The sequence below is a fragment of the Actinopolyspora mortivallis DSM 44261 genome, assembly GCF_000384035.1.
GTDB classification, from domain to species: Bacteria; Actinomycetota; Actinomycetes; order Mycobacteriales; family Pseudonocardiaceae; genus Actinopolyspora; species Actinopolyspora mortivallis.
In genome coordinates this window covers 3,802,546-3,829,458 of the sequence record NZ_KB913024.1, presented here as the reverse complement: position 1 = coordinate 3,829,458, position 26,913 = coordinate 3,802,546, and the positions used below count along the sequence as shown (strand labels likewise).

27 protein-coding genes, 1 tRNA gene and 2 pseudogenes are annotated in these 26,913 nt (G+C 66.8%); 18 read left to right on the top strand and 12 right to left on the bottom strand.

The genetic code is table 11. From position 1 onward, the window contains the following. Positions 1–120: 120 nt before the first annotated feature. Both ACTMO_RS0117985 and msrA read left to right on the top strand, forming a co-directional pair. Positions 121–1,440 (top strand): acyltransferase family protein, encoded by a 1,320-nt coding sequence (locus tag ACTMO_RS0117985; RefSeq protein WP_019856071.1) that lies wholly within the window; start codon positions 121–123, stop codon positions 1,438–1,440. 54 nt (positions 1,441–1,494) lie between these two features. Beyond that, the gene (gene msrA / locus ACTMO_RS0117980) at positions 1,495–2,160 is read left to right on the top strand and encodes a peptide-methionine (S)-S-oxide reductase MsrA (RefSeq protein ID WP_019856070.1); all 666 of its coding nucleotides are present in this window, start codon (positions 1,495–1,497) and stop codon (positions 2,158–2,160) included. A gap of 1 nt (position 2,161) precedes the next feature. On the opposite strand, the gene ACTMO_RS23150 is transcribed toward msrA, so the two are convergent. Both ACTMO_RS23150 and ACTMO_RS0117970 read right to left on the bottom strand, forming a co-directional pair. Then, positions 2,162–2,383, bottom strand: coding sequence for a hypothetical protein (locus tag ACTMO_RS23150; RefSeq protein ID WP_019856069.1), 222 nt, complete (start codon positions 2,381–2,383; stop codon positions 2,162–2,164). A gap of 1,599 nt (positions 2,384–3,982) precedes the next feature. Beyond that, positions 3,983–4,195 carry a hypothetical protein gene (locus tag ACTMO_RS0117970; RefSeq protein WP_026449370.1) on the bottom strand — a complete coding sequence of 71 codons (213 nt, stop codon included), beginning with the start codon at positions 4,193–4,195 and terminating at the stop codon, positions 3,983–3,985. A gap of 490 nt (positions 4,196–4,685) precedes the next feature. Here ACTMO_RS0117970 and ACTMO_RS23550 point away from each other — a divergent pair, with 490 nt between their 5' ends. The 3 genes from ACTMO_RS23550 to ACTMO_RS0117955 all read left to right on the top strand — a co-directional run bounded on the left by ACTMO_RS23550 (position 4,686) and on the right by ACTMO_RS0117955 (position 6,553). Further along, positions 4,686–4,985 carry a histidine kinase dimerization/phosphoacceptor domain-containing protein gene (locus ACTMO_RS23550; protein ID WP_211212990.1) on the top strand — a complete coding sequence of 100 codons (300 nt, stop codon included), beginning with the start codon at positions 4,686–4,688 and terminating at the stop codon, positions 4,983–4,985. A 356-nt stretch (positions 4,986–5,341) separates the two neighbouring features. Continuing rightward, entirely contained in the window at positions 5,342–5,587 is a 246-nt protein-coding gene (locus tag ACTMO_RS23135; RefSeq protein ID WP_157062948.1) for a hypothetical protein, read from the top strand. A gap of 261 nt (positions 5,588–5,848) precedes the next feature. Beyond that, positions 5,849–6,553, top strand: a complete 705-nt coding sequence (locus ACTMO_RS0117955; RefSeq protein WP_157062947.1) for a YqeB family protein — start codon at positions 5,849–5,851, stop codon at positions 6,551–6,553. A gap of 736 nt (positions 6,554–7,289) precedes the next feature. Here ACTMO_RS0117955 and ACTMO_RS0117950 read toward each other — a convergent pair. Beyond that, the gene (locus ACTMO_RS0117950) at positions 7,290–7,478 is read right to left on the bottom strand and encodes a DUF397 domain-containing protein (RefSeq protein WP_019856064.1); all 189 of its coding nucleotides are present in this window, start codon (positions 7,476–7,478) and stop codon (positions 7,290–7,292) included. A 47-nt stretch (positions 7,479–7,525) separates the two neighbouring features. Continuing rightward, positions 7,526–7,693, bottom strand: a pseudogene (locus ACTMO_RS23800) (Scr1 family TA system antitoxin-like transcriptional regulator); the annotation flags it as partial. A gap of 50 nt (positions 7,694–7,743) precedes the next feature. Here ACTMO_RS23800 and ACTMO_RS23970 point away from each other — a divergent pair. Further along, positions 7,744–7,875 carry a hypothetical protein gene (locus ACTMO_RS23970; protein WP_281167508.1) on the top strand — a complete coding sequence of 44 codons (132 nt, stop codon included), beginning with the start codon at positions 7,744–7,746 and terminating at the stop codon, positions 7,873–7,875. Between the two features lie 627 nt (positions 7,876–8,502). On the opposite strand, the gene ACTMO_RS0117935 is transcribed toward ACTMO_RS23970, so the two are convergent. Next, complete coding sequence (locus ACTMO_RS0117935) at positions 8,503–8,688, bottom strand: DUF397 domain-containing protein (RefSeq protein WP_033402055.1); 186 nt, start codon at positions 8,686–8,688, stop codon at positions 8,503–8,505. A gap of 11 nt (positions 8,689–8,699) precedes the next feature. Next, the gene (locus tag ACTMO_RS0117930; protein ID WP_026449369.1) at positions 8,700–9,560 is read right to left on the bottom strand and encodes a helix-turn-helix domain-containing protein; all 861 of its coding nucleotides are present in this window, start codon (positions 9,558–9,560) and stop codon (positions 8,700–8,702) included. 513 nt (positions 9,561–10,073) lie between these two features. Here ACTMO_RS0117930 and ACTMO_RS24145 point away from each other — a divergent pair. After that, positions 10,074–10,217 (top strand): annotated as a pseudogene (locus ACTMO_RS24145) (peptide-methionine (S)-S-oxide reductase); the annotation flags it as partial. Positions 10,218–11,001: 784 nt separating this feature from the next. Next, positions 11,002–11,658 (top strand): DUF3800 domain-containing protein, encoded by a 657-nt coding sequence (locus ACTMO_RS22595; RefSeq protein ID WP_084792220.1) that lies wholly within the window; start codon positions 11,002–11,004, stop codon positions 11,656–11,658. A gap of 190 nt (positions 11,659–11,848) precedes the next feature. Here ACTMO_RS22595 and ACTMO_RS0117915 read toward each other — a convergent pair whose 3' ends face one another. The 4 genes from ACTMO_RS0117915 to ACTMO_RS0117900 all read right to left on the bottom strand — a co-directional run bounded on the left by ACTMO_RS0117915 (position 11,849) and on the right by ACTMO_RS0117900 (position 14,279). Next, a complete protein-coding gene (locus ACTMO_RS0117915; protein ID WP_157062946.1) occupies positions 11,849–12,493 on the bottom strand; it encodes a hypothetical protein in 645 nt (214 codons plus the stop codon). Positions 12,494–12,724: 231 nt separating this feature from the next. After that, a complete protein-coding gene (locus tag ACTMO_RS0117910; RefSeq protein ID WP_019856056.1) occupies positions 12,725–13,333 on the bottom strand; it encodes a lytic polysaccharide monooxygenase auxiliary activity family 9 protein in 609 nt (202 codons plus the stop codon). A 376-nt stretch (positions 13,334–13,709) separates the two neighbouring features. Then, positions 13,710–13,781: transfer RNA gene (locus ACTMO_RS0117905), tRNA-Gly, on the bottom strand. A gap of 96 nt (positions 13,782–13,877) precedes the next feature. Continuing rightward, the gene (locus ACTMO_RS0117900) at positions 13,878–14,279 is read right to left on the bottom strand and encodes a PPOX class F420-dependent oxidoreductase (protein WP_019856055.1); all 402 of its coding nucleotides are present in this window, start codon (positions 14,277–14,279) and stop codon (positions 13,878–13,880) included. A 180-nt stretch (positions 14,280–14,459) separates the two neighbouring features. Between ACTMO_RS0117900 and ACTMO_RS0117895 the strand changes: the two genes are divergently transcribed. The 10 genes from ACTMO_RS0117895 (at position 14,460) to ACTMO_RS0117850 (ending at position 25,524) form a co-directional block, all read left to right on the top strand. Then, positions 14,460–14,885 carry a DUF983 domain-containing protein gene (locus tag ACTMO_RS0117895; RefSeq protein ID WP_211212988.1) on the top strand — a complete coding sequence of 142 codons (426 nt, stop codon included), beginning with the start codon at positions 14,460–14,462 and terminating at the stop codon, positions 14,883–14,885. A 244-nt stretch (positions 14,886–15,129) separates the two neighbouring features. After that, the gene (locus tag ACTMO_RS0117890) at positions 15,130–16,521 is read left to right on the top strand and encodes a sensor histidine kinase (protein WP_019856053.1); all 1,392 of its coding nucleotides are present in this window, start codon (positions 15,130–15,132) and stop codon (positions 16,519–16,521) included. Between the two features lie 81 nt (positions 16,522–16,602). Beyond that, positions 16,603–17,511, top strand: coding sequence for a S49 family peptidase (locus ACTMO_RS0117885; protein WP_019856052.1), 909 nt, complete (start codon positions 16,603–16,605; stop codon positions 17,509–17,511). A gap of 274 nt (positions 17,512–17,785) precedes the next feature. Beyond that, the gene (locus ACTMO_RS0117880) at positions 17,786–18,682 is read left to right on the top strand and encodes a LytR/AlgR family response regulator transcription factor (protein WP_019856051.1); all 897 of its coding nucleotides are present in this window, start codon (positions 17,786–17,788) and stop codon (positions 18,680–18,682) included. Between the two features lie 60 nt (positions 18,683–18,742). Beyond that, a complete protein-coding gene (locus tag ACTMO_RS0117875; RefSeq protein ID WP_157062945.1) occupies positions 18,743–19,138 on the top strand; it encodes a hypothetical protein in 396 nt (131 codons plus the stop codon). 38 nt (positions 19,139–19,176) lie between these two features. After that, positions 19,177–20,967 carry a sodium/solute symporter gene (locus ACTMO_RS0117870; RefSeq protein WP_051099361.1) on the top strand — a complete coding sequence of 597 codons (1,791 nt, stop codon included), beginning with the start codon at positions 19,177–19,179 and terminating at the stop codon, positions 20,965–20,967. 107 nt (positions 20,968–21,074) lie between these two features. Then, positions 21,075–21,416: a rhodanese-like domain-containing protein gene (locus ACTMO_RS0117865; protein WP_019856048.1), complete on the top strand. Its 342-nt coding sequence runs from the start codon at positions 21,075–21,077 to the stop codon at positions 21,414–21,416. Then, complete coding sequence (locus ACTMO_RS21425; protein ID WP_026449367.1) at positions 21,413–22,333, top strand: DUF4328 domain-containing protein; 921 nt, start codon at positions 21,413–21,415, stop codon at positions 22,331–22,333. The genes ACTMO_RS0117865 and ACTMO_RS21425 overlap by 4 nt, the downstream gene beginning before the upstream one ends. 162 nt (positions 22,334–22,495) lie before the next feature. Next, positions 22,496–23,458: a DUF5926 family protein gene (locus ACTMO_RS0117855; protein ID WP_019856046.1), complete on the top strand. Its 963-nt coding sequence runs from the start codon at positions 22,496–22,498 to the stop codon at positions 23,456–23,458. Between the two features lie 209 nt (positions 23,459–23,667). Then, entirely contained in the window at positions 23,668–25,524 is a 1,857-nt protein-coding gene (locus ACTMO_RS0117850) for a glycoside hydrolase family 3 protein (RefSeq protein WP_033401577.1), read from the top strand. Between the two features lie 111 nt (positions 25,525–25,635). Here the strand turns inward: ACTMO_RS0117850 and ACTMO_RS0117845 are convergent, their stop codons facing one another. Beyond that, on the bottom strand, positions 25,636–26,184 hold the full coding sequence (locus tag ACTMO_RS0117845; RefSeq protein ID WP_019856044.1) for a ferritin: 549 nt from the start codon (positions 26,182–26,184) through the stop codon (positions 25,636–25,638). Positions 26,185–26,346: 162 nt separating this feature from the next. Beyond that, a complete protein-coding gene (locus tag ACTMO_RS0117840) occupies positions 26,347–26,781 on the bottom strand; it encodes a hypothetical protein (RefSeq protein WP_157062944.1) in 435 nt (144 codons plus the stop codon). Between the last annotated feature and the right edge of the window lie 132 nt (positions 26,782–26,913).

Genomic DNA, 26,913 nt, shown 5'->3' with positions numbered 1-26,913 from the left:
GTCCACACGGGGGCAGTGGCCGGATAACGATCCGTCGAACCGCGCACGCTGAGCCCAGCGAAACCGCCGTCGACGTTAGGCTACTCCGAGCTGTTACCACGTGTTCGGAGGTCACCGGGGATGGGCGAGCGCGTTCCGCGCGTCGATCACGCGCATCCCGAGTATTTCGCGGAACCGAACCACGGTTTCGCCTGGATTCGCATGATCGGCGCTCTGATCGTGATCTACGGGCACAGTTATCCACTGGTCAGCGGTAACGACATGTTCCCGCCGGAATGGCCGGTGCAGCCCGACCACGGGGTGCTCATGGGTTTCTTCGCCATGAGCGGTTTCCAGATCACCGAGAGCTGGATGCGCGATCCGCATCCGCTGCGGTTCGCCGTCAAACGGGTGCTGCGGCTGTGGCCGCCCATGCTGACCGTCTCGCTGGCCTGCGCGCTGGTGATCGGTCCGCTGGTCACCACCCTCGCGGTGGGGGAGTACTTCACCGCGCACGGCACCTGGGCGTACGTGGTGAACAACGCCGGGATGCTCACCCTGGAGCACCACCTTCCCGGGGTGTTCACCGCCAACCCCTGGCACGGCACGATCAACGGGTCACTGTGGACACTGCCGATGGAGCTGCTCGCCTACGCGGGGCTGTTCGTGCTGCTGCTGTCGGGCGCGGGACGGGTGCGCACCCGCTGGTTGGCCGTGGCCGCGCTGGTGGTGCTCGCGGTCGTCGACCGCTGGCTGGAGCACGACCCCGGGGCCAACAGTGCCGGTTCGCTGCTGAGTGTTCCGCTGGAACCGCTGATCGCCTTCCTGGTGGCCTTCGCGATCGGGGTGGTGCTGAACCTCTACCGGATCCCGCTGTCCCCGCTGGCCGCCGGGGCCGCGCTGGTGGCGTTGTTCGCGATGCCCATGAGCACGGCCACCTCGTTCTGGATGACCCTCTCGGTCAGCTACGCGGTCGTGGTGACCGGCCACTTCTGGCCCGCGTGGCTGCGGGTGCCCGCGGTGTGGGTCAACGGCAGCTACGGCGTCTACGTGTGGGGGTTCCCCATCCAACAGCTGTTGGTGATGGCCGGGGTGCGCAACCAGTGGCTGCTGCTGGCCTGCGCGGCTCCGCTGGCCTACGTGGTGGGCACGCTGTCGTGGAAGTTCGTCGAGGAACCCACCATGGGGCTGCGGCACTACGTCCCCGGCGGGCGTTCGACGCGGGGACGCGGAGCCGAGCGGGCGGAAGCCCCCGCCGGGGCGGTTTCCGACGGTCGGGAGGGAGCCGTCCCCCGGGCCGCCGAGCCGGAGCCGCCCGGGCGGGCGAGGGGCTCGGAACCCGCCCTGGACGACCGGCCGACCGAGCCGCTGGGCACCACCCCCATCGTCCCCGTCGAGGTGGCCCCGGACGAGACCGCTCCGGTGCTGCCCCGGGTGCCGCCGCGCCGACAGGAGGAGTGAGTTCCCGTGGTCGTTCCTTCCACCCCGGGGTGGGGGTCGGCGTAGGCTGGGAGCATGGCGTTGTTCGGTGACAGGACCCGCATGATCGATCCCTCCGAGGCCCTGCCGGGGCGCTCCACTCCCCTGGAGGTTCCCCGGTGGCACGCCGTGTACCCGGACCGCGGCATCCTCGCTCCCTTCCCGGAGGGCACCGAGTCCGCCGTGGTGGGGATGGGGTGCTTCTGGGGTGCCGAGCGGACGTTCTGGCGCACCGAGGGGGTGTGGGTCACCGCTGTCGGCTACGCGGGCGGCTACACACCGAACCCCACCTACGAGGAGGTGTGCAGCGGGCTGACCGGGCACGCCGAGGTCGTGCTGGTGGTCTTCGACCCCCGGGTCATCGACTACGCGGGGGTGCTGCGGGTGTTCTGGGAGAACCACGACCCCACCCAGGGGATGCGTCAGGGCAACGACGTGGGTTCGCAGTACCGTTCGGTGATCCTGACCGCCGACCAGCGGCAGCGTGAGGTGGCCGAGGCGAGTCGGGAGCACTACCAGCGGGCGTTGACCTCGGCCGGGCACGGCACGATCACCACCGAGATCGCCGAGCTCGGGCGGTTCTACTACGCCGAGGGCTACCACCAGCAGTATCTTTCCGAGGGCAAGAATCCGAACGGTTACTGTGGCATCGCCGGTACCGGGGTGTCCTGCCCGGTGGGGCTGGACCCGCAACACGGGTGAGTCATCCGGTGGTGCTTCCTGGGCGGCGGCTCGGTAGGTCGTGTTGGGTATGGAACTCCGGTGCGGCCGATAATGCGGGTAGTATCCGCCGGTAGTGGTTCAAGTACGACTCGCACAGCACGGTGTGTACTTTGGCTTGGAACGTGTGCGGGTTGGCCCCGGCCTCGGTGACCAGCTCGCGCAGGGCCTTCTCCTCGACCAGTGGATACAGGGCGGTGCGCACCGAATCGTCCGGTGTTCCACAGCGGTGTCCGCCACGCGGAACAGAATGCCTTCCTTGCCACGCGCCCGGCGGAGGTCTTCGGTGAGTTCGCCTTCCACAGGCCGTTCGGCACGGGCTCTGACCTTGTGCACCAGGCTGACCGACAGATCCGCCGTCAGTTGTCGGCTTCAGCCAGCACGTGTCCGAACTGGGGGCTCGCCCCTCTCCTGACGGGCCGTTGTCAATACAGCCGCGGTCACAAGGCCGCGATCTGCACGGTCTGTCGGGAAGTTGAATACCATCTCAAAACCAACACATTGGACCTCCGTTATCGCGAATGCTGCTGGACTGTCAGGGGGAGTCAGTACGCGGTTGCTGCGGTCACTACAAATCCTCGCCGGAGGACGAAGCTTCCCGTGAAGCGTGTGATCGCGGCGCCGTCGACTGGAAAGTCATCCGCCAGGATTTCTGCGATAAAATTTGCCGTGTTCGGAGGAACGTGACGCTGACGTCGCAGAAGCTTGTTCGAATTCTGGCGAGTGGGAACCACGCCTTGAAAGTGCTTTCCTTGACGCTGAACAACGACTTGTCCCACGGTAGCTTTTCGGGTAGGTCTCGGTGCGATCCACTGAGGATGGGTATTTCCGAACTTGTGGCCCCGATCTCTCGCGGAGCTCGACGGGCGCAGCTGCGGCCCAGTGTAACTTCGCGGCGGCGTTTTTCGGAAGCATCGACCACCAACGGTTCTTCCTCCGTCAAAAGGTGCGCCGAAGGATCATGTCCGAAGATGTCGTGTCCAACAGCCGACGCAGGTAGTACGTGTTCGATCATTGGCCTAGTAAATCATTCACCACGTAGCGGAGCAGAGGTCGGTAGTTCGGTTGGTATTCTAGTACCACTTTGTTGTGGTCCGGGTGTATTCGTTGGTAGTTACTGGTTTTCTCGTGGGGTTGGTGGCATCGAACCAGGAGAGATCAGGTTCGGGTGATGTGGTGGGTTGGGCAGGTATGTCAGAAAAAGTCGGATCTCAGCAAGGGTGAGCGGAATGAACCCGTTGCCGGAGCTCGGGCTGTAGCGGTACCACGTGCCGTGACGAGGGCGCTGGTCGTGGTCGGGTCCGAAGTCGTTTTTGGTGGTCTGGAGATATTTTCGCTGGCCCGGCGGGCGCCTGCTACCTGAATGAATGCGTCATCGATGGTGCCGGTGGGGTTGTGGGGACGAGTACAGACAGCAGTAGGCTGGCTCGAGACCGATGCCTGTACTGGTGATCCGGCGGTGTACCAGCAGGTGTCGGTGTCATCAGGGGGTGGTGTCCTCACAGGCGGGTAGTTCAGAACCTGATCTCCTCGACGAGACCGAGATGCTGCCACATACGCACAGACCCTGTCCCGCGCGGCCCGTCCGGCCTCCCCGGTGACACCGTCCAGCAGTCGCCGCATCCTTGTCGGAGTCCTCGTCTCTCCGCACAGGCTTCGGCCAGCGTCCAATCGTTCGCGTCGGTGGCGCACGCAATTATGCGACCGCAGGAGCGGTGGTCGCCTGTGCTGTCCCTGCGGTCGCCCCTTCAGAGATCCAGGTCACCAGTGCGCATGCTCCGCGGACTGGGGTAGGTAACGGAGGTTACGCTGTTTTCGTCTTACCGAGGTTGGTCGCGGTTACCACCACGACACCAACAACGATCAGGACGATGTTGGCGAAGATCTCGTATCCATTGAGAAATTCGAGGTATCGGACTATGACCCAGAGACTGAACCAACCGGTAAATTCGTGCAAGATTCCGGCGATTCCGTCGACAACGATCAAGGTTCCGATGAGCTCCACGAATTTTCTCATGCTTCCCACGCTAACCCGTGGTGCCCCGGCTTCGAATCGTCCGAATGGTGAAAACAGCGTGACGAAGGTCGTCGATTGCCGAGGGGTGTGTCAGTAGAAGGTTGGATACGACGGTGATCGGTCTTGGTAGGTACGACGAGAAGCGCCTGATTGTATAGACCCTGCCATGAGTGGTCTGGCTGTGCGACGCAACCTCGTCGTGGATATGACGGCCTTCCTGCTCGCGGTGGGATGAATCGGCGGTTCCCGATCGCCGCGTCCATCGGTGCGTTGTGCCTGCTGACCAGCCCCATCTATTATGCGATCCGCCCCGATCCGGCGGTGCCATTCCTGATCACGGTGCTGCTCGGAACCGTGATATGTCTGGCTACGATTGGGTGGGGGATGTTCGTGCGATCTCGTCGCCAGCTCATTCGCTCGTTACAGGAGCGGGCCGAACACGCTGAGGTTGAGGCACGGTTGCGTGGCGAACAGGCACGGAGGCTGGAGCGTGAACGTATCTTCCAGGGAGACGCACGATGTGCTGGCACACCGGCTTTCGTTACTCAGCATGTACGCGGGAACGCTGGAGTACCGGCCGGATGCGCCTAGCGAGGAGATCGCACGGGCGGCAGGCGTGATCAGGGAGAGCACGCACCAGGCGTTACAGGAGGTGCCAGACGTGATCGGGCGCACTCCGGTCCAGAGCGTCGGCGATAGCGACGACAGCGAGCAGAGTGAGAACCGGCCGCAACCGACATTGAGCAGGGTTCCTCAGCTCGTCGAGGAGTCACGGCAGGTATGCGAGTGACCCTGCACAATCACGTCGATGACCTCGACTCGATTTCTGGGGTAGACGGTCGCAGCGTCTACCGCATCGTGCAGGAGGGGCTGACCAACGCGCTGGAGTCAGCGCGGTTGCCGAAACATTCCACAGTCAACTCCGCCGCGGCGACGTCTTCGCCTGCGGTGAATTGTGACGGGCTGGCCCATAGGCAAAACTGTTGGACGAGTAGCAATGGTAGGCCGTCAAGATCTAGGGGTTCATCAAACCGGAACTCACCGAGGCTCCGCAGCCGTACCCGGGGCAGCTGGTGTTCAAGTTCGACGACGCTTACCGGTTCGTGAACGGCGCTGCAGGGAAGATCCGACCGCCAGGAGACCGGCTTGGTGCTCGGACCTCTGGAGTTACGCTTTCTGGACACCAGAACCTACGGACAGCTCATCCACCAACAGCGACGGCGGGCGTCAATACGTCGCGATCCGTCCCGACATCTCTCCTCACCGGGCATCCAACCATCGGTGGGCTCGATCGAGGAGTCCTACGACAACGCCCTGGCCGAAAACTTCGTCGCCCCGGTGAAGAACGGTCTGGTCTACCGTTGCTCGTGGCGCACCCGCGACTGGGGCTAACTCATACTATTCCGCTACATTAACGGAGGGTACGCCCCGCGTCGCCTCCAACGTGGCTTGGACTGGCACAGTCTCGATGAGTACGAAGCCCTACATGTCAATAGCCCCGAGTCTCAACCGGTCGGAGTCACATAACCACCCCTCCGCACAGTCGGAGGAAGCTCAACCTGATATCAGGGACACTGGCCGTGGCTAACATCCCTACCTGGCTCCACGGGCTCACTACAAGGTCACAGGCATCGCCTGGGAGGACAGGGCGAAGTGAATGATCACAAACCGCGAACCAAGCACGCGACGACTGTCGCGGAGCCAGTGTGGCTGCACGTGCTCTATTGGATCGGATTCCCAGTTATCGGCGCTGCGGCGGGGTTCGTGCTTCGGCTCGGCGCGAACTGGGCGCAGAACCTTGAGTGGGTACCGTTCGAAGGACCATTGCAGCTGCTGAACTCCATCCCGGAGCCAGTTGCCACCATAGGCGCCATCGTACTCGGTGTCATCGCCGGGATAGTCCTTGCTTACCTCGCCAAGTATGAGGCTCTTGAAGTCATCGTGTCCAGCGAAAAGGTAGTCTTCCGCCAGAAGGGTTCCGCGCGAGAATTTCCCGGCTCAGAAGTCAAAGCGGTCTTCCTCGAGAAGAAGCAGCTCGTGCTGATCGGCACACACGATGAGGAACTGGCCAAGGCTCCGACCGACATCTCTAGTAAGAAGTTCGCCGAGGCCTTCCGTGCCTACGGGTACCTTTGGACCGAGGAGGATCCGTACGCGGACAGGTTCCAGCGCTGGGTTCCGGATACTCCCGGGCTGCCCACCGGCGCTGATGCGCTGCTGGCCGCGCGGGCACAGGCGCTGGAAAACAACAAGACCGATGACTCCGCGGAGCTACGTGCCCAGCTAGCCAAACTCGGTGTGGTGGTCAAGGACGAAAAGAAGCGCCAGTACTGGCGACTGGTCAACAACGACGGTTGACGTTCGTCCTCTCGTCGAAAGCCTAGTACCGCAACGACACTCGTGCGAGCTCGGTGGTGGTTGGTAGTGGATCGTGGTCTGGGTGATTCTGGATATGGTGTCGGCGGAGCGGGAGAGGGTATGAGTGGAGCGGTTCGTGCGTTCGGAACCGCGTTCCCGGCCGTGGTAGCGCGTGTTGGGGCGGGGGTTGTGTGGGAACGCAAGAACGGACGGACACCTGCCGAGCCGGTTGGTGAGATCGGTTCGGTGGAGTCGGAGCGGCTGTGGGAGCAGATCAGCGCGACGGCCCCGACCTCCTGCCCACCTCGGCCTCCCTACCCCGGACCGAGATACACCGGCACTGCTCGAATACACCCACACCGGCGAACGCCCCACCACCGTGCACTGGTAACAAGGACACCTCGCCCTCTGAACACCCGACACACGCAACCCCGGAGTTCCCGGAACGGAGAGCCCGAGGCAGTACGGGCTGTTGACGTCTGACAGCGCGGCAAGCGTCCGGTGCCGCACTGGGTCGGTGGTCCCCCTGCCGTAGGACGGCCGGAAGCTGGTGCCGGTCAACACCCGCCCAGAAGCAACAGTGACTCCCACAGCGGGACAGAACGCGGGTCACCAAGTGCGGGCCCCGCACGTGGTGGACGGTTTCATCGGGAACGGCTCGTTCTCGGCTGGGGAGGCATGGCAACGGCACCCTCGGGAGTGAGCTGTTCCCGGGCTCGCTGTCGCGTCCACGGGTTCACCCGAAGCGGTTGTTCTTGACCGCGTTGAGGAGGATGGTCCGCTGCTGGTGGGTGGTGACGTAGCCGAGCTCGCGGTTCTTGGTGTCGCGTACCGCTGCGTCGTCGCCGACACGACCGAGCTCGACGCAGCTGATCTGTTGTTGGGAGCGAGACGACTTCCGCCGTCCTTCGGGGCGTACTGTCATTCCTGTCCTTCCATGTCATCACGTATCTCGGCGGTGAGCTCGGCCGATTACTCCGGGATCATGGCCAATTCCCGCAGGGCAGTCGTTGCCGCCTCGTACGCGATCACACCTGTCCGCTCGTGCGGGAAAGCAGCGAACTGGAAGTGTTCGATGTGCACGATCGGTGCGGACTTCGAGAAGTTGAACAGGATGAACGACCTGGCGTGAGCGGGATGCCGTCGTGTGTCGCTTAACGCCGCAGGGCACCTGCTGCAACAGCGCGAGAATGATCAGTACCAGCGCGGCCAGCTCGGAGACGGTGCTCGACGTCGTGCCCTACACCCCGACCGGGTCCCCGTCAGCATCGGTGGGGGTCACCCCGATCAGTACCGCCAGCACCACCGTGGCGGCGCCGTAGGTGATTGCCTGCCGCGTGCGGGCCGGGGTGCGTAACCGTCGCGCGGCATGGGTAAACGGCACCCAGGCGAACAATCCCGCCCCCGCGATCGTGACGACGAAGTACCAGCCGCCCCGACAGGACCACCGTATGATCGTGCCCGCCCCGTATGCTCCTCGTCCTTCGGCCCCAGCGATACAGCGGCGGTCCACTCTAACTGTGCTGTCTCATGAGGTTGATGTCGGCGCGCGAGGGTGATCAGTCGTCACGCGGAGGGGGTTCGGGGCGTGGTGGCAGCTGGTCGGTGTCGCCGACGAGCCAGTGCAGGAAGCCGAGCACGTGCGCGTTCATGTCGGACCCGAACTCGGTGATCGCCCCGACGAGCTGACCCGCGCCTGCGCGTTACGGGTGGAAAGCCCTGGTACCGCTGTCCTAGACCAACAGCTGGCTGAGCAGGCCGCCCCCGCTTCGGGGGCGGCGCGGTCGACCAGCTACTGGGCCAACCCGGCGTACTCGGCTGTGTCGTAGAACACGTGTATCGCGTTCAGGAATGGTGGGACACGAGCATCGCAGAGCGCGACCATAGCGGTGCCGCCCGGCTACCTGGGCTGGCCGGGCGGCACCATCGTTGTCTACAGCCTCGGCGTTTTAGTGGAATCGCCCTTGCTTGATCGCCTCCACGAACGCCCGGCCGTGGCGGGCGTCCACCACTAATACTGGCGAGTTGACCAGCTTGGAGTCGCGGAGTCCAACGACCTCGGAAGTCTGTGCGATTTCCACGCACGATCCCTGGTGGTTACTGTAGCTGGATTTGCGGAACGTCGCGTTCCGCATCCGGTCATGGTTCACGTCATCTCCTTCGCTGCTGTGGACAGAAGCATCCGTGAGTCTTTCGTGTCGCGGGCGAGGTCTTGCAGCTGGGTCATAGCTCGCTTGTAGGCCTCAACATCAACAGGATCTTCGTAGTAGTGCCCGCCGACAAGCTGGTCCACAGCGATGATGCCGGGGTCACCCATCTCAGGCGGGAATTTCATGATGTTGAACGATCCCGTTTGCCCGAGGTGGGCCCCTGCGTCGAAGGGCAGGACCTGGATGTTGACGCGGGGATGTTGGGCCATCTCGTACAGATGCCGTAGTTGAGCGGCCATCACCGCACGGTCTCCTCGGAGGCGGTGGAGTACGCCTTCATCGAGTACGGACCAGATCCGCACGGGCTCGTCGTCACGATGCAGGATCTGTTGGCGACCAAGGCGCAGTTCGACACGTTGGTGTATTTCTTCTTCGGACAGTTCCGGATCGGCGCGGATGGTGGCCTCGGCGTAGTCCGAAGTCTGCAACAGGCCGGGCACGAGCAGCGCGTCGAAGGAGTTCAGCTCGGCTGCACCGGCTTCCAGCCCGAGGTAGAGGTCGAACCACTTCGGGACCGCTTTACTGAGGGCTTTCCACCAGTTGTCCTTTTTGCGGGCGCCCGTCAGCAGCTGGCGGAAGAAGTCGATGCGCTCGGGAACTCCGTAGAGATTTAGCAGCAACTCCAGATCCGAGGCGCTGGGCAGATTCGCGGCTTTTTCGATGTTGACGATGGCCTGTTGACTACGGCCGATCCGAATAGCCGCGTCCTGCTGGCGACAACCAGCCTCGGTGCGAAGCCTTTTGAGGTGCAGGGCGATCCACCGCTTCAGCACGGCGGGACTTGATGACGCGACCACGGGTCTCCTCTCGGTTGCCGATGGTGCTGGTTGCTCGGGCCCGATCTCACCCGAACGGAGTACCTCTGGGGACTTGTTTTCCTTGTATCAATCTACTTGTATCAAGGTGTGACTGCGTTCACGTAGTGATCATGAAGGTAGCTGCCAGGTAGCCAACCAGGCGTCCCCCAACGCCAGCTACCTGCCCCATCCTCGGGCGGGCCGGATCTCCCCCGATGTAGCCCGGCTCGCCCGAGGACAAGAGAAAACGAGCAACGAGCTTGGTTCGATGCTGCTGCCCTCGACCGGAATCGGGCCACAACCCGGTCCTCACGTGGGTCCCACCGGCGCGGGGACCGGGTTTTCCAGATCCGGCCCGGGCGCAGTCCCACACCTCGGCGCTGGACTGAGACGACGCGTCAGAACGGGAGCGACCACATGGGCAATCACAGCCCCACGACCGGGGACGCGCGGCCGTTCATCGTGGCCGTCGGCGAGGGAGAGGCTGCCCGGCAGCTCACCGTCAGCGATCCCGAGATCGCCGAGCTCGGGCGGTTCTACTACGCCGAGGGCTACCACCAGCAGTATCTCTCCCCGGGAAAGAATCCGAACGGTTACTGTGGCATCGCCGGTACCGGGGTGTCCTGTCCGGTGGGGCTGGACCCGCAACACGGGTGAGTCATCCGGTGGTGCTTCCTGGGCGGCGGTGACGGGCCTATCCCTGGTGTCCCAATTTTAGGCAAAATTGGGCCCACATACGGGGCCGGCCGTGCCGGCCGGGCACTCGCTCTTCCTCCCGGAAGCCCCGTTTCCTGGATCCCCGAGCGCGTCATGTCGTCCCTGCGGGAGTTGACGGACACGCTCGGGTTGAGGTTCGCCGTGCCGGATTTCGTGGCCGATCACGGTGAGCGATGGCATTTCGTGGGAGACCTCAACCCGAACGGCCAGTGGGTTCGGGAGAACCGCTCCACCCCCGATCACCCGGGCTCTAGCCGAGGGACTCATCGAACCGGAGACCACGTGACCCAGCTCTGACGACATCTCCCGGTACCACGCGACGCGGCGTTGCGCGCCGTCTACGTCGATGACACGCTGATCACCCGGTTCGACGAGTCCTGTGCGGGCGTCAGTTCGAAGTCGGCATCATCGGTGCTGGCTACAACGTCGCCCTGCTGAGCGAAGTCTTGAGCGGTTTCTGCGTCGTCACCATCGAGGTGGGCCCGGAGCCGGCTGCCAACGCCCGCCCGGCGCTGGACGCGGCCGGTGAGGTCAGCGGCGTTGTCACTTCTCGGCCACCATTTCCCCTATGATCCTCGTCCCGAGCAGATTCTGTGTGGTTGTTTGCACCTCAGAGTGACCTGTGGTTCTCCGTCTCTACCTCGTCCCGATCGAGCCGTGAAGCCATCTCCGTTTGTGAAGTTGATCGGTTAGGGTGAATCGAAAGCTGGGATATGCGCGGGAGATGACAGTGGCCGACGTCTATATGTATGCAGACGAAACCGGAAACCTGGACTACGAACAGCATCCTGGTGCTTCTCGGTTCTTCGGTATCGCTACCGCAGTCATTCGGGAACACGGGAAGGTCCTCAACGAGTCACTCGAACTGCGTACTGAGCTTCAGGCGAGGGGAGTACCCCTGAAGCGGGGAGCTTTCCATGCTTGTGACGACAGTCACCCTACACGCAAAGAAGTGTTCTCGCTCATCGCCGGTCAGGGATGGCGTTTCGACGCCACCATGCTGGACAAAACCAACGCTTACGAATATGTGCGCCGAGATGGTGATGTCCGTCTTTACAAACTCGCCTGGTTCCAACATTTCAAGTTCGTGGCTCCACGGGTAGCTGATAAAGGGGACCGACTGTTTGTTATCGCGGCTACCCTGGGAACCAACGCACGGAAGAAAGCTTTTGAGGCAGCGCTGCACGATGTGTGTAAAGCGCAGGGACCTCACGGACGTGACGTGCATCTGTGCCACTGGCCTGCCCAGAGTTCATGGGGATTGCAGGTCGCTGACTATGCTGCCTGGGCCGTACAGCGTCGTTTGGAAAAGAACGAGACCCGGTACTGGGAGATGATCGCGGACTCGTTCAGCACATGTTTTACCCCTTGGAACAGGTAAAAAGCCGGCTACCCCTCACGGGGAGAGCCCCCCTGGGGCTCTTGTCACCGGCTCACCACCAGTGAACAGCATCGTCGTCTTCCAGTCAAGACAACTGGGTAAGGCCGCCGTTTGTCACTCGGATCGGGAACGGTGCCTCCGCCGTCCGGCCGGACTGGGCACGCCGGTTTTCGGCAGAATCGGCACCGCCTCAGTGGTGGACGCAGGTGTCGTAGACGAGTTCCTCGGGAGCGGGTGAGCTCTCCGACTCGGGGGCGGCGCAGCCGGTGCGCACGAACTCGCCCTCGAACTCCAGGTAGGTCTCCCAGTACTGGGGCGCCTCGGCGTAGTTCGGATCGTAGGTGCTCTGGCGCAGCGCCAGGTCGGCCCGCCCGTTGCCGTCGTAGTGGCGCAGCTCCACGCCCGGGGTCGCCGCGCGCACCTCGTCGGTCCGGACGATCCCCCGGTCGGCGAGCAGTGTCACGGACAGCGCGCCCGCACTGTGCACCCCGGTGTCGTAGGTGACCGCGCAGCGCTGGGCGTCGCCCTCCCAGCCGCAGTCCGCGTCCAGCACGCGCCTGCCGGGCAGGTCGAGGGTGTCGTGCTCCTTCCCGCCGAGACGGTAGGTGAGCACGCTGTCCCCGCCGGGGACCGTGCCGTCCCGCCAGCCGACGAGACGCGCGTCGTAGGGCAGCTCCAGGTCGAAGACCCGCTCGCAGTCGGCGGAGCACTCCGGCGGTGGGGACGTGGCCCGCTCGGTCGCCCCGGCGGCGGGAGTGGCCGTTCCGGAGAGCGTGGCCGCCAGGGCCGTGGCGCCCAGCCCCGCGAGCGCGGAGCGCAGCCGTGGAAAGCGCATCCTCATACCCTTCGTTTCCGTGTTCGGGATTCCCTTCACGGACGCACTCGTGGATCCACGGGGTTGGCCGACACCGACGGATTTCATTCGTTCGTGTTGGAGATCACCTCGGACGGGTACCGGCGCGTGAGGCGGTGTCCGGGGAGTGGCACGGAGAAAACCGTGCCCCGGGGCCGCAACGGAAGGCACCGGGGCACGGTCGTCACCGCCTCGCGGGAGGGCGGCTTCGGGTCAGCCGAAGTTCACGTCCGAGCAGGTGTAGAAGGCGTTGCTCGTGTCCGCGATCTCCCAGACGCCGAAGATCAGGTGCTTGCCGCTCTTGTCGCTGGGCAGCTGCCCGGTGTGCGTGACGGTGAAGCCCGGCTGCTCACCGTGGTAGTTCACGGTGTGGAACGGTTGCAGGTCGAGCTGGTCCCTGGTCAGCGGCTGGCTCGGGTCGTAGCTGTCCTTGGTGATGAAGTAGCGGAACGACTCGGTGGAGTGCGCCGCGGTGAGCTTCCAGCGGAACTGCAGGTCCTGACCCGGGGAGACGTCCTTGGCGGGCCAGTTGCCGCCGCGCGGGTCGTCGAGTTCGGAGAAGCGTCCGTTCCCGCCGCTGCAGAGCGTCCCGTCGGCCGGTCCTCCGGAGGGGAAGTTGCCGGGACCTTCGACGCTCTGCGGTTCCCACTTGATGGAGCCGCAGTCGCTGACCGTGCCGTCGGCGCACAGGGCCTGCCTGCTCGGTGGGTTCTGGGTGTAGCCGTGTCCGGAGGCGGCGCCCGCGGTGAGCATGGGCAGTGCCAGCGGGACGACGCCGAACGCGGCTATTCCCAGGGCCCGTTTGATGCGTTGGGTAAGCATCGGTTCTCCTTCCGGTCGTTTCGTGGTAACCGGAGAAGCTACGGACGTTCTCCCGGGCGCGGACAGCTCCGTTTCGCGTAACTCTGTGCCGTTGATCACCATCACTTTGGTCCAGACCTTATGGGAAGTTCTGGTCTAGACCTATGCTCCTTCTGGAGCAGTGCGGCGCCGCTGACGGGGGTTGTCCGGCTCCGTCTCTTGCCGGTCACCACGGCTACGCCGATCATGCGGGAACGGGTGGTCCCGCGTAGCGGGTCAGGGAACCGGCCGGTAGCGCCACGCGCGGTGCGGGAAGAACCGTTCCCCTGGAGGAGTGCGCCGCCGTCGACACGAGAAGAGCCCCGCCGGTGCCGGGCACCGACGGGGCTCTGAACAGAGCGGATGACGGGATTCGAACCCGCGACCCTCAGCTTGGCAAGCTGATGCGCTACCGCTGCGCTACATCCGCACTCGCGAAGTCGGCCTGACCGCCGCTTCGGCTCACACTCTACCGCAGGCGGAAGAATCCCCTCACAGGGGGGTGGCGACCGGACCGCGGTCGGGCTCAGGACGGCCCGGCGCGGGTGAGTTCGACACGCAACAGCACCCTGTTCTCGGCGCGCATGGCGGCGCGGTACTGCTCCCAGTCCTGGTGTTCGCCCGCCACGGAGCGGTAGTACTCCTCCAGCAGCGGCATGGCCTCGGGCAGCGGGACGATCTCGGTGGTGCCCTCCACCTGGATCCACCGCCCGAAGAACTCGTCGGGCAGCACGCACAGCCAGGCTCGGGGATCACGCCGGAGATTGGCGACCTTGGCCGTGTTCGCCGTGGTGCTCACCACGGCCCGCCCTGCTGTGTCCACTGCGGTCAGCACGGGGCTCAGCTGGGGTGTGCCGTCGCCCCGAAGGGTGGCGAGTACCGCGTGGTGCTGTTCCCGCAGGATCGAACGGGCCCGCTCCAGTTCCATATCCGCTCCCCTCGCGCGGACGTGTGGCGACCGGGGCCGCCTGCCTCCTCCGGAAGAGTAATCCGTGCGGGAAAGGGGCGCATTCGCGTCCGGTGCGCGGTACGGTGTGCGCGAGGATTGATCGACCGAGGTGGGACCCGTGACGTGTCCCGGTGCGTGGAGGCGGCTATGAACCGCGCGGTGCGTGGATCCGACGGTCGGCGATGGACCCTGCGGACCAGCATCGAATGGAGCAACCCACTGGAGATCGACGACTGGGAGCACGACGTCAGCGGCGGTCGCTCGCAGGGGATCGTCATGGGGGCGATCGTGTTGGTCATGGTCGTGACGTTTCTGGTGTGGACTCCCGCCACGGTGGTGGTCCCCGGCTGGCTGATCCTGGCGCTGCTGTTGCTGGTGTTGTTCTTCCCGGTGCGTTGGCTGGTGCGCAGGCCCTGGTCGATCATCGCCGAGACCCCGGGAGACACCGACGAGCATCCCCCGGAACGCTGGGTCGGTGTGGTGCGGGGCGCGCTGACCGCCCACCAGGAGGGGGCGCGGGTGGCCCGCAACATCGAGCTCTACGCCGAGCCGGACATGAACGGCCCGCTGCAACCGGTGGAGTGAGCACGCGACGCCGCCGCGGCCTCTTCGGGCCCCGTGACACGGAAGGAGGGATGCGGCTTCGTCCGATCCGGACCGAGTGTCCCGGCACGAGCGGCCACTGTTCGTCGCTGAGGCGTGCCTGTTCCCTCGATCGTGGTTGCGAATTCCGCACGGCGGAAGTTCCCGGAACCGCTCACCGACTCCCAGCGTGCACTGGTCGTGGTCTCCTTGATTCCACGGGTGATGTCCGGCGAACATGTGAAGCGTGCTCGAACTGTTGTCGGAGCGGACAGTGCTGACACTGGTCGCGGCGCTGGCCGTGCTCGCCATGTTCGTGATGTTGTGCCGTTCGCGCCGGGTCAGTACCTCCCGCGAGGACGCGACACTGGAGGCGTTGCACCGGGTCACGAGCGCCGCCCCGTATCTGCGTCGTGGTCTCGACCAGGAGGCCGCCGACCGGACGGCCCCGCACCTGCGGGCGCTGCTGGCCTGTGTGGCCGTCGGTATCGTCGACGCGGAGGGGACGCTGCTGAGCTGGGACGGTGGTGTCAACGAGCACTACCGCGACCTCACGGACACGATCGACCGCGCCCTGCGGACCGGTAAGAGCGAGTACGTCGACCACGCCGATCTCCCCTGCGACGAACGCCCCTGTCTGATGCGGCACGCCGTGGTCGTCCCCCTGGAGGTGGACAACAGCAACCGTGGTGCGCTGGTGCTGATCACCGCCGGGGACCGCAGACGGCTGATCCGGGCCGCCAAGGAGGTCGCCGACCACGTCTCGGCCCAGCTGGAGTTGGCCGAGTTGCAGGTGTCCCGGGAGAAACTGGCCGAGGCCGAGGTGCGCGCGCTGCGTGCCCAGATCTCGCCGCACTTCGTCTACAACGCGTTGAACACGATCTCGACGTTGATCCGCACGGACCCGGACCAGGCCACGGAGCTGATCACCGAGTTCGCGGACTTCACCAGGTACTCGTTCCGGTCCAACGAGATGTACACGACCCTGGCCGAGGAGATCCGCAACATCGACCGTTACCTGATGCTGGAAAGCGCCCGTTTCGGTCCCGAGCGACTGAAGGTGCAGCTCAAGATAGCTCCCGAGGTGCTGCCGGTGGTGCTGCCGTTCCTGGCGCTGCAACCCCTGGTGGAGAACGCGGTGCGCCACGGCCTGGCGAAGAAACCCGGAGGCGGCACGGTCTCGGTGGTCGCCGAGGACAACGGCAGCGAGGCCCTGATCAGTGTGGACGACGACGGTGTCGGCATGGACCCGCGCCAGCTGGAGGAGGAACTGGAGGGCACCCACACCGAGGGTTCGCACGTGGGACTGGGCAACGTCAACGACAGGATGCGCGCGACCTTCGGCAACGACTACGGCCTCGTGGTGGAGACCGAACAGGGGGCGGGCATGAAGGTGAGCATGCGGGTGCCCAAGTTCGCCCCGGGAGTGCGGCCGGTGACGGGGGAGTACTCCGAGTGGGGCGGGGATCCGGAGCCGCCCGCGTCGGAACCGCGGGAGGCGGAGACCGCCGAGCGGGTTCCGGAGACGTCGGAGTCCGCCGAAGTCCCGGAGTCCGCCGAAGTCCCGGAGGACGTCGAAGCCTCGGAGGACGTCGAGGAGAGCGCCCAGGACGTGCCGGTCCGCGCCTCAGGTCGGTGACGCCGGCAGGGGCGGGTGGGTTCCGCCCGGGCGGCCCAATCGTGTCACCGACAGTCCCCCCGTTGCCAGTAACGTGGGGGCATGAGTGACAAACCAGCCCAGAAACTGGCCGGGACGCTGTCGGACAAGGTCTCCAGGAAGCTGCCGGGCAAACTCGCCGAACGTGCCGAGCGCGGTCCGGTGGTTCCCGTGATCAAGCTGCACGGCCCGATCACGCCGATGCCGTCCCCGGTCAACCGCCCCTCGATCTCGTTGCAGACGGTCGAGTCGGCGCTGAACCGTGCGTTCTCCTTCGACAGGCTTTCCGCCGTGGCCCTGTCCGTCAACTCGCCGGGGGGCGCGGCCACCCAGTCGGCGCTGGTGGCCGAACGCGTCCGTGAGCTCGCCGAGGACAGGGACGTTCCGGTGCTGGCCTTCTGCGAGGACGTGGCCGCCTCCGGCGGGTACTGGCTCGCCTGCGCCGGGGACGAGATCTACGCGCACGCCAGCTCCATGGTGGGTTCCGTGGGGGTGCTCAGCGCCGGTTTCGGGCTGGACGAGCTGCTGCGGCGCGCCGGGATCGAACGGCGGGTGCACACCGCCGGGGAGCACAAGTCCAGACTGGACCCGTTCCGCCCGGAGGATCCCGAGGACGTGCAGTGGTTGCAGGGTATGCAGCGGGAGCTGCACACGCAGTTCGCCGACTGGGTGCGCAGGCGGCGCGGTGAGGCCGTCTCCGGCGCGGACGAGGACCTCTTCTCCGGCGAGGTCTGGACCGGGCGTCGGGCCGCGGAACTGGGCCTGGTGGACGGTCTGGGAACGCTGCGCGGGGTGGTCTCCCGTCGTTTCCCCGAGGCGCACGTGGTCTCGGTGGAACCGCGTAAGCCGCTGTTGGCCCGGCTGGGGGTGGCCGGTCCCACCGGTGGGGCGAGCGGACTGTTCGCCGGAGCGGTGGACGCCGTGCTCGACCGTGTGGAACACCGCGCCATGTGGTCCCGTTTCGGGCTGTGAGCCGGGTCCGTGCGGGAGGCCGCCCGCCGACACCGTGCTTGTCCCGTGTGGACTCGGTGTCACTCTCCGCGTGGTGCGGCCCGATTGCGCCGATCGTGCGAATGCATGTGCACCCACCGCGCGAAACATGAATGCGGGGGCTTAGGTTGAATGTGGTGAGTCACACGACTCGCTCGTGGCCGGGTTCGTCCGGCGGCGCCGCACGGTGCCGTGGCGGTCGGCTCGCCCGGCCGTGGACGTGAGTTCGGTGAGCGCGGGAGGATTGGGCGTTGCCGTGAATACACCACAGCGCACCGGCGGCCCGTACGGGGGACGTGACGGTAACGGCGGCTCCGGTCGGGACGGTCTCGTCGTCCTGATCGTCGACGACGAGAAGCCCGGGGTCGAGTCGACGCAGGAGATGCTGGACAGGAACCCTCGGGTCGGGAAGGTGCTTACGGCGTTCGACGCCGCCGAGGCACTGCGGATGCTGCGCAGGGACAACCCCGAGCTGCGTGGTCGCCCCGAGAACGCGCCGCTGGTGGACGCGGTGTTCATCGACGTGGCCATGCCGGGACTGACCGGTATGGACCTGGCCCGGGTGCTGTACTCCTTCGAGAACGCCCCCGCCCTGGTGTTCATCACCGCCCACGGGGAGAACGCGTTGGAGGCCTTCGACCTGGGGGCGCTCGACTACGTGATGAAACCGTTCGGTCCGGAACGGATGGAACGCGCGCTGCGCAAGGTGCAGCGCATCTCCGCGCCACAGCTGGAACGGGGCGGTGACGGCGCGCGTGCGTTGGCCTCGGGACAGGGCGAGGCCGACCGCGACGACCACTCGGTGATCCCGGTGGAGCTGGGCGGCACCACTCGCCTGGTGCAGCGTTCGCAGGTGCGCTGGGTGGAGGCCCAGGGTGACTACGCGCGGCTGCACACCGACGAGGGCTCGCACCTGGTGCGCATCCCGCTGGCCCAGTTGGAGGAGAAGTGGGCGGACGCCGGGTTCGTGCGCATCCACCGGTCCTATCTGGTCGCGTTGAACCTCATCAACGAACTGCGCATGTCCTCCTCGGGGTATTCGGTGCTCATCGCGGGTGGCTCACAGCGGGAGACGCGGGAGCTTCCGGTCAGCCGCAGACACACCCGCGAGCTCAAGGACCGACTGGTGCGTTCTCCCCCTCCACCCCGGTGAGTACCGCCGGGCGGGCGAACGTCGAGACCACTGTGGAACTCCGGAGAGGGGGTGGCGGTCGTGACCACGAACAACACACCGGAGCGGCCTCATCCACGCGCCCCGCGCCGTAAACGGGTGGTGCTGGCCAACAGGAGCGGCGCCCGCGAGGTGCAGCGCACGGTCATCGACCTCGAGGACCAGAACAGCATGAGCGAGGCCGTGGTGCACTCCCTGGTCCGCGCCCAGTTACGCGCCGCGCTGCTGCTGGCCGCGGTGGCGGCGCTGGTGCTGGGGGCGCTGCCGGTGCTGTTGCGCTTCGTGCCCGCGCTGTCCGAGGTGCGCCCGTTCGGGGTGCCGTTGCCCTGGCTGGTGCTGGGGGTGTTTCCGTTTCCGTTCATCCTGCTGATCGGATATCTCGGAACCCGGTGGGCCGAGCGCAACGAGCGCGAGTTCACGGAGCTGGTGCGGCGGTGAACCCGTGGGCGCTCGGCGGTGTGGCGCTGACGGCGGTGATGACCTTCACCCTCGCCGTGTGGGGCTCACGCGGCGCGCACACCACATCGGACTTCCTGCTCGCCCGCCGCATGGTCGGGGTGGAGCGCAACGCGGCGGCCATCGCGGGGGAGTACCTGTCGGCGGCCTCCTTCCTCGGGGTGGCGGGGCTGATGCTCAAGGACGGCATCGAGGCCCTGTGGTATCCCGTCGGCTACACGGCGGGCTATCTGGCGCTGATCCTGTTCGTGGCGGCGCCGCTGCGCCGTTCCGGGGCGTACACGCTGCCCGACTTCGCCCAGGTGCGGTTGGACTCGGCCCGGCTGCGGGCGGTGTCGACCGTGCTGGTGGTGCTGATCGGGTGGCTGTACCTGGTGCCCCAGTTGCAGGCGGCCGGGGTGACGCTGTCCACCATCACCGGTATCCCCTATTCGACGGGGATCCTGCTGGTGGCGCTGGTGGTGCTCACCGGCGTGCTCAGCGGGGGGATGCGCGCGGTCACCCTGGTGCAGGCCGTGCAGTACGGGGTGAAGCTGTTCGCCATCAGCGTTCCGGTGTTCGTGCTCTTCTTCGTCTTCCTGGGCGATGACGACCGGCACCGCCGGAGTCTGGACGAACCGCTGCCGCCGGTTTTCGAACGCGCCACCACGGTGCGGATCGAGACCGACGTGCGGTTGCGGGTCACCGAGCCCGTCTGGGTGGACGTGCTGGCGGGCCCCGGGCCGGAGGAGCTGCACGACACCGTGGGCCGGGGGGAGGAATCCCGGGAGAGCGTGTACCTGACCACCGGCATCCACCGGGTCGCCTCCGGCTCCGAACTGCGTTTTCCCGAGGGCAGCGCCGTTCCCGTGGTCGCCGACGCCGAGCCCAGCAACCGTTCCTGGCTGCTGCCGCAGGACGGGGACTCCTACGAGCTGTTCGAGACCTACTCCCTGATGCTGTCCACCTTCCTGGGCACCATGGGGCTGCCGCACGTGCTGATGCGGTTCTACACCAATCCCACGGGACAGGGGGCGCGGCGCACCACGCTCGTGGTGCTGGGACTGCTCGGCGTGTTCTACCTGTTCCCCACCATCCTCGGGGTGCTGTCCCGGTTCTACGTGCCGCAGCTGCTGGTCACGGGCAACACCGACGCCGCGGTGCTGTTGCTTCCCACGGCCGTGCTCCAGGGGTGGCCGGGGGAGCTGATCGGCGCGATCACCGCGGCCGGGGCGTTCGCGGCGTTCCTGTCCACCTCCTCCGGGCTGGTGATGAGCGTGTCCAGTGTGCTGTTCACCGACCTGCTTCCCGGCAAGCTCGGTAACTTCCGGTGGATCGCTCTCGGCTCGTGCATCCTCCCGGTGGCGTTGGCGCTGATCGCCATCGGACGGGACATCTCGCAGAGCGTCGGTCTGGCCTTCGCGATGGCCGCCTCCACGTTCTTCCCGCTGTTGGTGCTCGGGATCTGGTGGCGCCGGTTGACCGCGGCCGGGGCCATGGGCGGGCTGATCGTGGGCGGAGGACTGGTGCTGCTCGCCGTGCTCACCGGGGCCTTCCTCGGGGACGGCTACGGCTGGTGGTCGGCGGTGCTGTTGCAGCCGGCCGCGTTCACCGTCCCGGCGGCGTTCGTGGTGACGGTGGTGGTCAGCAAGATCACCAGCGGTCGTGTCCCCGCTGACACGGCTCGGGTGATGATGCGGATGCACACCCCCGACCGGCTGGGTTTCCTGCGCGACCGCTCCCTGGATGAGTCCACCGGGCAGGACGGGGACTCCGCCGAGCGTGGCCGTCGCGGCAGGCACCGGCTGGTGCGCAGCAGACGCGCCCGCTGAACGGACCCGGCCCGCGCGGTGGACCGTGGGGAGGCGGCCGGGACGGCGGCGACTGCGGTGGGCGGTCGCGCCGCCCGGCATGGCAGCATCGGGGTGTGACTACACCGATGCATGGTCGAGTTCCGGCGGTCTCTCCCGAGGAGCTGCCGGAGCAGCTTCCCGAGGGCAGTCTGCTCGACGTCCGCGAGCAGGAGGAGTGGGACGCGGGACACGCTCCCGGTGCGGTCCACATCCCGATGAGCGAGATCCCGCAGCGACTGGACGAGATCCCCGAGGTGGACCAGCTCTACGTGATCTGCCGTTCCGGCGGACGTTCCTCCAAGGTCACCGCGTATCTCAACGCCAGCGGCTGGGACGCGGTCAACGTGGAGCGCGGGATGAACGGCTGGTCGTCCATCGGTCGTCCCGTTGTGGCGGACGATCCCGAGGCGGAGCCCTACGTGCTGTGAACACTGCCCATCCGAGGTCCGGCCCCCGGACGGAGTGGACGGCCACCCCGCCGAGCGGGCCGGAACGTCCCCGGCCCCCTGCCGCGCCGCGAGCCCCCTACCAGGGTCCTCCGGCCTATGTCGCCCCGCCGCGTTGGGGTTTTCCCCCGTTGGGCTGGCGGTGGCCGCTGGCGTTGCCGACCACGAGGCGTTCCGATCCCGCTGAGCGGTTGGCGGCGCTGTCCGGGACGGTCGTTTCCACGTTGTGGATCACCGCCGGGCTCGGGGTGCTGGCGGCCGGGGCCGAGGCGTGGCGCTACGTGCTGCTGTTGTGGAGCCGTTCGGGCGCCCTCGGTGGTGTCACGGTGGCGGTCTCGGACGCGCTGGTGTCCACTCTCGGCATCGTGACCTGGTTGTTCGGCCTGCTGGCCGTGGTGCTGGGGGTGCTGTGGGTGCTGCGGGCGCGGACCTGCGCCCACGAACGTGCCGGGCTGCTGCCCGCGCGGGAGGACTGGCAGGTGGTGCTGGGCACGGCTGTTCCGGGGGTGAACCTGTTCGTGCCGGGCTCGGTGCTGGCCGAGCTGGAGGACGTCACCCTGCGCGGTGTGGGGGAGCGTTCCGGCGCGGGCAGGCCCGTCCCCTCACGGCTGGTGCGGCTGTGGTGGCTGTGCTGGGTTGGGTGTCTGCTGCTGGGCTGGACGACGATGCTGTGGGGGCTGCGGGACGGCGTTCAGGCGATGGCCGACGGCGTGGTGCTGCACGCCTGCTCCGATCTGGCGTTGAGCGTGACCGCGCTGGTCTCGGTGCGGGTGGTCGGTTGGACCGTCCGGATGCTCGTCCCGCCCGACCCGACCTCCCGGGGGAGGGGACGGGTACTGCGGGTGCGGGGCGCTCCGCCTCCGCCCCGCGCGGGCCGTCCGCCGCACGCGGTCCGCTGAGCCCCCGGTGGGGCGTCGGTCCGGCGGGGACCGGCACGATCGGGATCCCCCGCACACGTGTGTTCGGCGGGTGGTTTTCTCGGGGGACGGAGTCGAGCGGCACGGGGCTCCCCCGAGGTGCCGAGGTCTTTCGACGCAGCAGAGACACCAAGGAGAACGAACGTGAGCAAGGGAACAGCGCAGCAGAACCAGTCCGGCGGGGAGATCCCCGTGGTGGGGCGTAGACAGCCGTGCCCCTGCGGTTCGGGCAAGCGGTACAAGGCCTGCCACGGGGCCGAGGGCGGTGCGGCCAAGGTGCGGGTGAATCGCCCGTTCGAGGGGCTGGCGGCCGAGTGTGAGCTGGTGGCCATGCGGGAGTTCGTCCCCTCGGCCACGGCGCGCCTGCCGTTGGTCTCCGGGGACGAGGAGATCGAACTGGCCACGGTGCTGCCGATGGCGGCGGCCGGGTTGGTGCGTACCGACGGCACGTCCTTCGTGGGGTTGCAGGTGCAGACCAAGTCCGGGGACGTGAGTCGGGACCTGGCCCGCGCCGTGGAGTGGGTACGCCAGGCCGAGCCGGGGCAGTCCCTGCCGGTGGTCGGCCCGGAGGACGCCCCGGCGGGCACGGTTCCCACGCGGTTGCAGGACCTGGTGGACCCGGAGGCCGCCCTGGACGTGCGGGTGCACGAGGACTTCTCCTGGTGGATGCCGGAGGGCGTCGAGCCCACCGGCGAGGTGGCCATGTCGCTGGAGCGGGCGAACGCGGCGATCATGCCCACGCAGCGGTTGGAGGCCGAGGGACTGCACGCGGCCTACTGGGTGGACGCCACCGACCGCGCGCATCTGCGGTGGGTGCGTCCCGAGCCGGAGGAGCGGCTGGTTTCCGCCCTGGCGCGGCTGTCGGCGCGCGGGGAGCTGGCGTTGGACTCCGACAGCCGCTACGCGGGTTCCTTCCGGGCGCACGGGCTGCTGGTTCCGGTGTGGGACCTGGACCGGGAGAAGCACCCGACCGAGTGGGTCGAGCCGGCCGTGGCCCTGGGCCGGAGGTTGGACGAGGCGTTGGCCTCGCTGGACGAGCGGCCGCTCGACGCCGCCGAGCGTCGGGCCCGGGACGGGCTGCGGGGCAGGCAGGTCACCGTCCGGTGAGACCCGGCTAGGCAGTCTCCCGGAGCTCCGGGAGCGGTTCGTCGCCCGGGCGCCTCGGGGTGCCCGGGCTCGTTCGGGATGCGGTCCCCCGGTTGTCACCCGAACGGTGGAACGGGGAAGCGACTGTTCGGACGCTTGGGTTTGGGAGCGCTCACAGTCATGCTGCTGACGTGTCGTCAGTCATACTCCGCAAGCTGTGAGGAGCTCACATGTCTGCTGGATCGAAACAGCGCCGATTACGCGGGACCGTGCCCGCCTTGGTGGGACTCGCGGTGGTCTCCCTGCTGGCCGGCGGGCTGACCCCCGCCTCGGCCGAGAACTCGCGGACCCTCTACCGGGACGCCTCGGTGCCCGTCCCGCAGCGGGTGGACGACCTGATGTCGCGCATGTCGGTGGAGGACAAGCTCGGCCAGATGGTCCAGATCGAACGGGATGCCGCCGGGCCGGTCGAGGTGGCCGAGCACCGCATCGGCTCGGTGCTCAGCGGCGGCGGTTCCACACCCACGCCGAACACCCCGAAGGCGTGGGCCGACATGTACGACCGCTACCAGCGGGCCGCGCTGGACACCCCGCTGGGAATCCCCATCCTGTACGGCGTGGACGCGGTGCACGGGCACAACAACGTGCGGACGGCCACGATCTTTCCGCACAACATCGGACTCGGCGCCACGCGCGACCCCTGGCTGGTGCGGCGCGTCGGTGCCGCCACGGCCGAGGAGGTGGCGGCCACCGGCATCGACTGGACGTTCTCCCCGTGCCTGTGTGTGGCCCGCAACGACCGGTGGGGCCGGACCTACGAGTCCTTCGGTGAGGCCCCGTGGCTGGCCTCCACGATGAGCGAGGAGATCACCGGCTACCAGGGACGGCGACTCGGAGACGACCCGACCTCGATCATGGCCACGGCCAAGCACTACGTCGGTGACGGCGGCACCACCGGCGGGGTGGACCAGGGGGACACGCGACTCAGCGAGCGCGAGCTGCGCAGGATCCACCTCCAGCCCTTCCGCGCGGCGATCGAGCGCGACGTCGCCTCGGTGATGGTCTCCTACAGCAGCTGGAACGGCACCCCGTTGCACGCCCACCGGTACCTGATCCGGGACGTGCTCAAGCGGGAGCTGGGCTTCGACGGCGTGGTGCTGTCCGACTACGACGCGATCCACCAGCTGGACGGGGACGACTCGACGCTGACCGCCTCCGAGGTGCGCAGGTCGATCAACTCGGGGCTGGACATGATCATGCTCTCCACCGACCACGAGAGGTTCCTGCACCTGCTGCGTCAGGAGGTCTCGGCCGGCAACATCCCGATGAGCCGCATCGACGACGCCGTGCGTCGCGTGCTGACCAAGAAGTTCGAGATGGGTCTGTTCGAACGCCCCTTCGCCCAGCGCGACCTGTTGTCCACCGTGGGCAGTGACGAGCACCGCGCGTTGGCGCGGCAGGCGGTGCGGAAGTCGCAGACGCTGCTGGAGAACGACGGGGTGCTCCCGCTGTCCCCGGAGGAGGACAAGGTGTTCGTGGCCGGCTCGAACGCCGACGACATCGGGAACCAGAGCGGCGGCTGGACGATCTCCTGGCAGGGCTCCAGCGGCGACATCACCGAGGGAACGACGATCCTGGAAGGGATCCGTCAGGTCTCGGAGGGGCCGGTGACCTACGACCGCGAGGGTGACGGCATCGACAGCAGCTACGACGCGGCGATCGCGGTCGTCGGGGAGAAGCCCTACGCCGAGTACCGGGGTGACAGCCCCGACGGGGTGCGGCTGAGCCAGCGGGACCTGGACACGATCGCCAAGCTGCGGGAGTCCGGGGTGCCGGTGGCCGTGGTGCTGGTCTCCGGACGTCCGGTGGAGGTCACCGAGCACGTGGACGACTGGAACGCGCTGCTGGCCTCCTGGCTGCCCGGCACCCAGGGCGGCGGGGTGGCCGACGTGCTGTTCGGCGAGTACGACCCCACGGGCAAGCTGCCGGTGACCTGGATGCGCTCCTACGAGCAGCAGCCGATCAACGTGGGTGACCGCAAGGATCCGCTCTACCCGTTCGGTTACGGGTTGAGCTACCGGAACTGATCACCACCGTCGGGCTCCGGTCGCGCCGGAGCCCGCGGGGAGGGGTGGAACCGGTCCGCCTCTCCCCGCCCTTCCGGGGCGGGTGGTCGGTGCGCGGTTCGCGGCGGGTGGTCAGAGCGCACCACCGGCCGCCGGGGGAGCGGAGGGATCGTTGCCCTCGTCGCCGACCTGTTCGCGGGCCAGGAAGTTCTCCACCTCGAACAGGTTGCCTCCGGCGCGGTCCACCACGTTCAGCAGGGTGGACATCTGGGCGACCTCCTCGACCTGCTCCTTGAGGAACCACTGCATGAACTGCTCGCCGATGTAGTCGTCCTCGGCGCGGGCGGTCTTGGCGAGGTTCTCGATCTCGGCGGTGACCTCGCGTTCCTGGGCCAACGCCAGCGCCACGAGTTCACGGGCCTCGTCGAACTCGTTGCGCACCTCGTCGGTCGACGGAATGCTCACGGGAATGTCGTTGTCCATCAGGAACTGGACGATCATCATTCCGTGGTTGCGTTCCTCGATCGCCTGCCGGTAGAAATGCGCGGCCAGTCGGGGAAGGTCGTGGCTGTCGAACCAGACGGCCAGCGCGATGTACTGCTGTGACGCGTTGAACTCGCTGCGCACCTGCTGTTGCAGCAGCAGGTGGAACTTGGATTCCTGTTTCTCCGTAGTGGTCATGCCACGAATATACCCTCCTTTTCGGAGGGGTTTTCAAACCAGGTTCGCCTCAAAAAGTTTTGGCTGACCTCAAAAAGGTGAGGCTCGTTTAACGAAGGTAAGCTTTACTTTTCCCGGTTCGGGAGCGGGAATTGTGTTCCGCGACCACGATTGTGACACGGGTTACTTTTCTCGGTCGGACGCTGGGGAAATTCCTTCCCGGACGAGGAGGATGCAGTTTCCCAGTCCCACGGGAAGATGACGGCGCAGGTGACGGACGGCGGCGTAGTGCCCGCGCTGGTTGTGGATCCGCTCGGTCTCGGCGACGAGCTCCGGGCGTAGGGTGCGGAGCAGCCCCCAGGACTCGGCGTAGTTGGCGGGTGGAACGACACCGTTGGCCATGTTCTTGAGCATGGCGCGTGCCCAGGACAGGGAGAGAGCGGTGGCCCTCCTGAGCTCGGAGAACGCCCGATCGTGTTTGCCCTGGCGGAGCTGTTCGGTGATCCTCTGGCTGGTGTCGGGATCCAGGGGGAGCAGACGTATCGCCAGCTCGTGCTCGGTGGAGTTCCGCTTACGCGAGATCGCCTCCCTCGCCACACTCGTCGCCCACAGAACCACACAGAGCGACACTATCCCGGTCGCCACGGACAAGAAGGCTTCCATTCCGCATCTCCCGAACTCTCGACGTCGGTTTCCGGGGTTCCCTCCGTCGGTGGTGGACGGAATCTCCCGCACGACAGCCTCTCATCG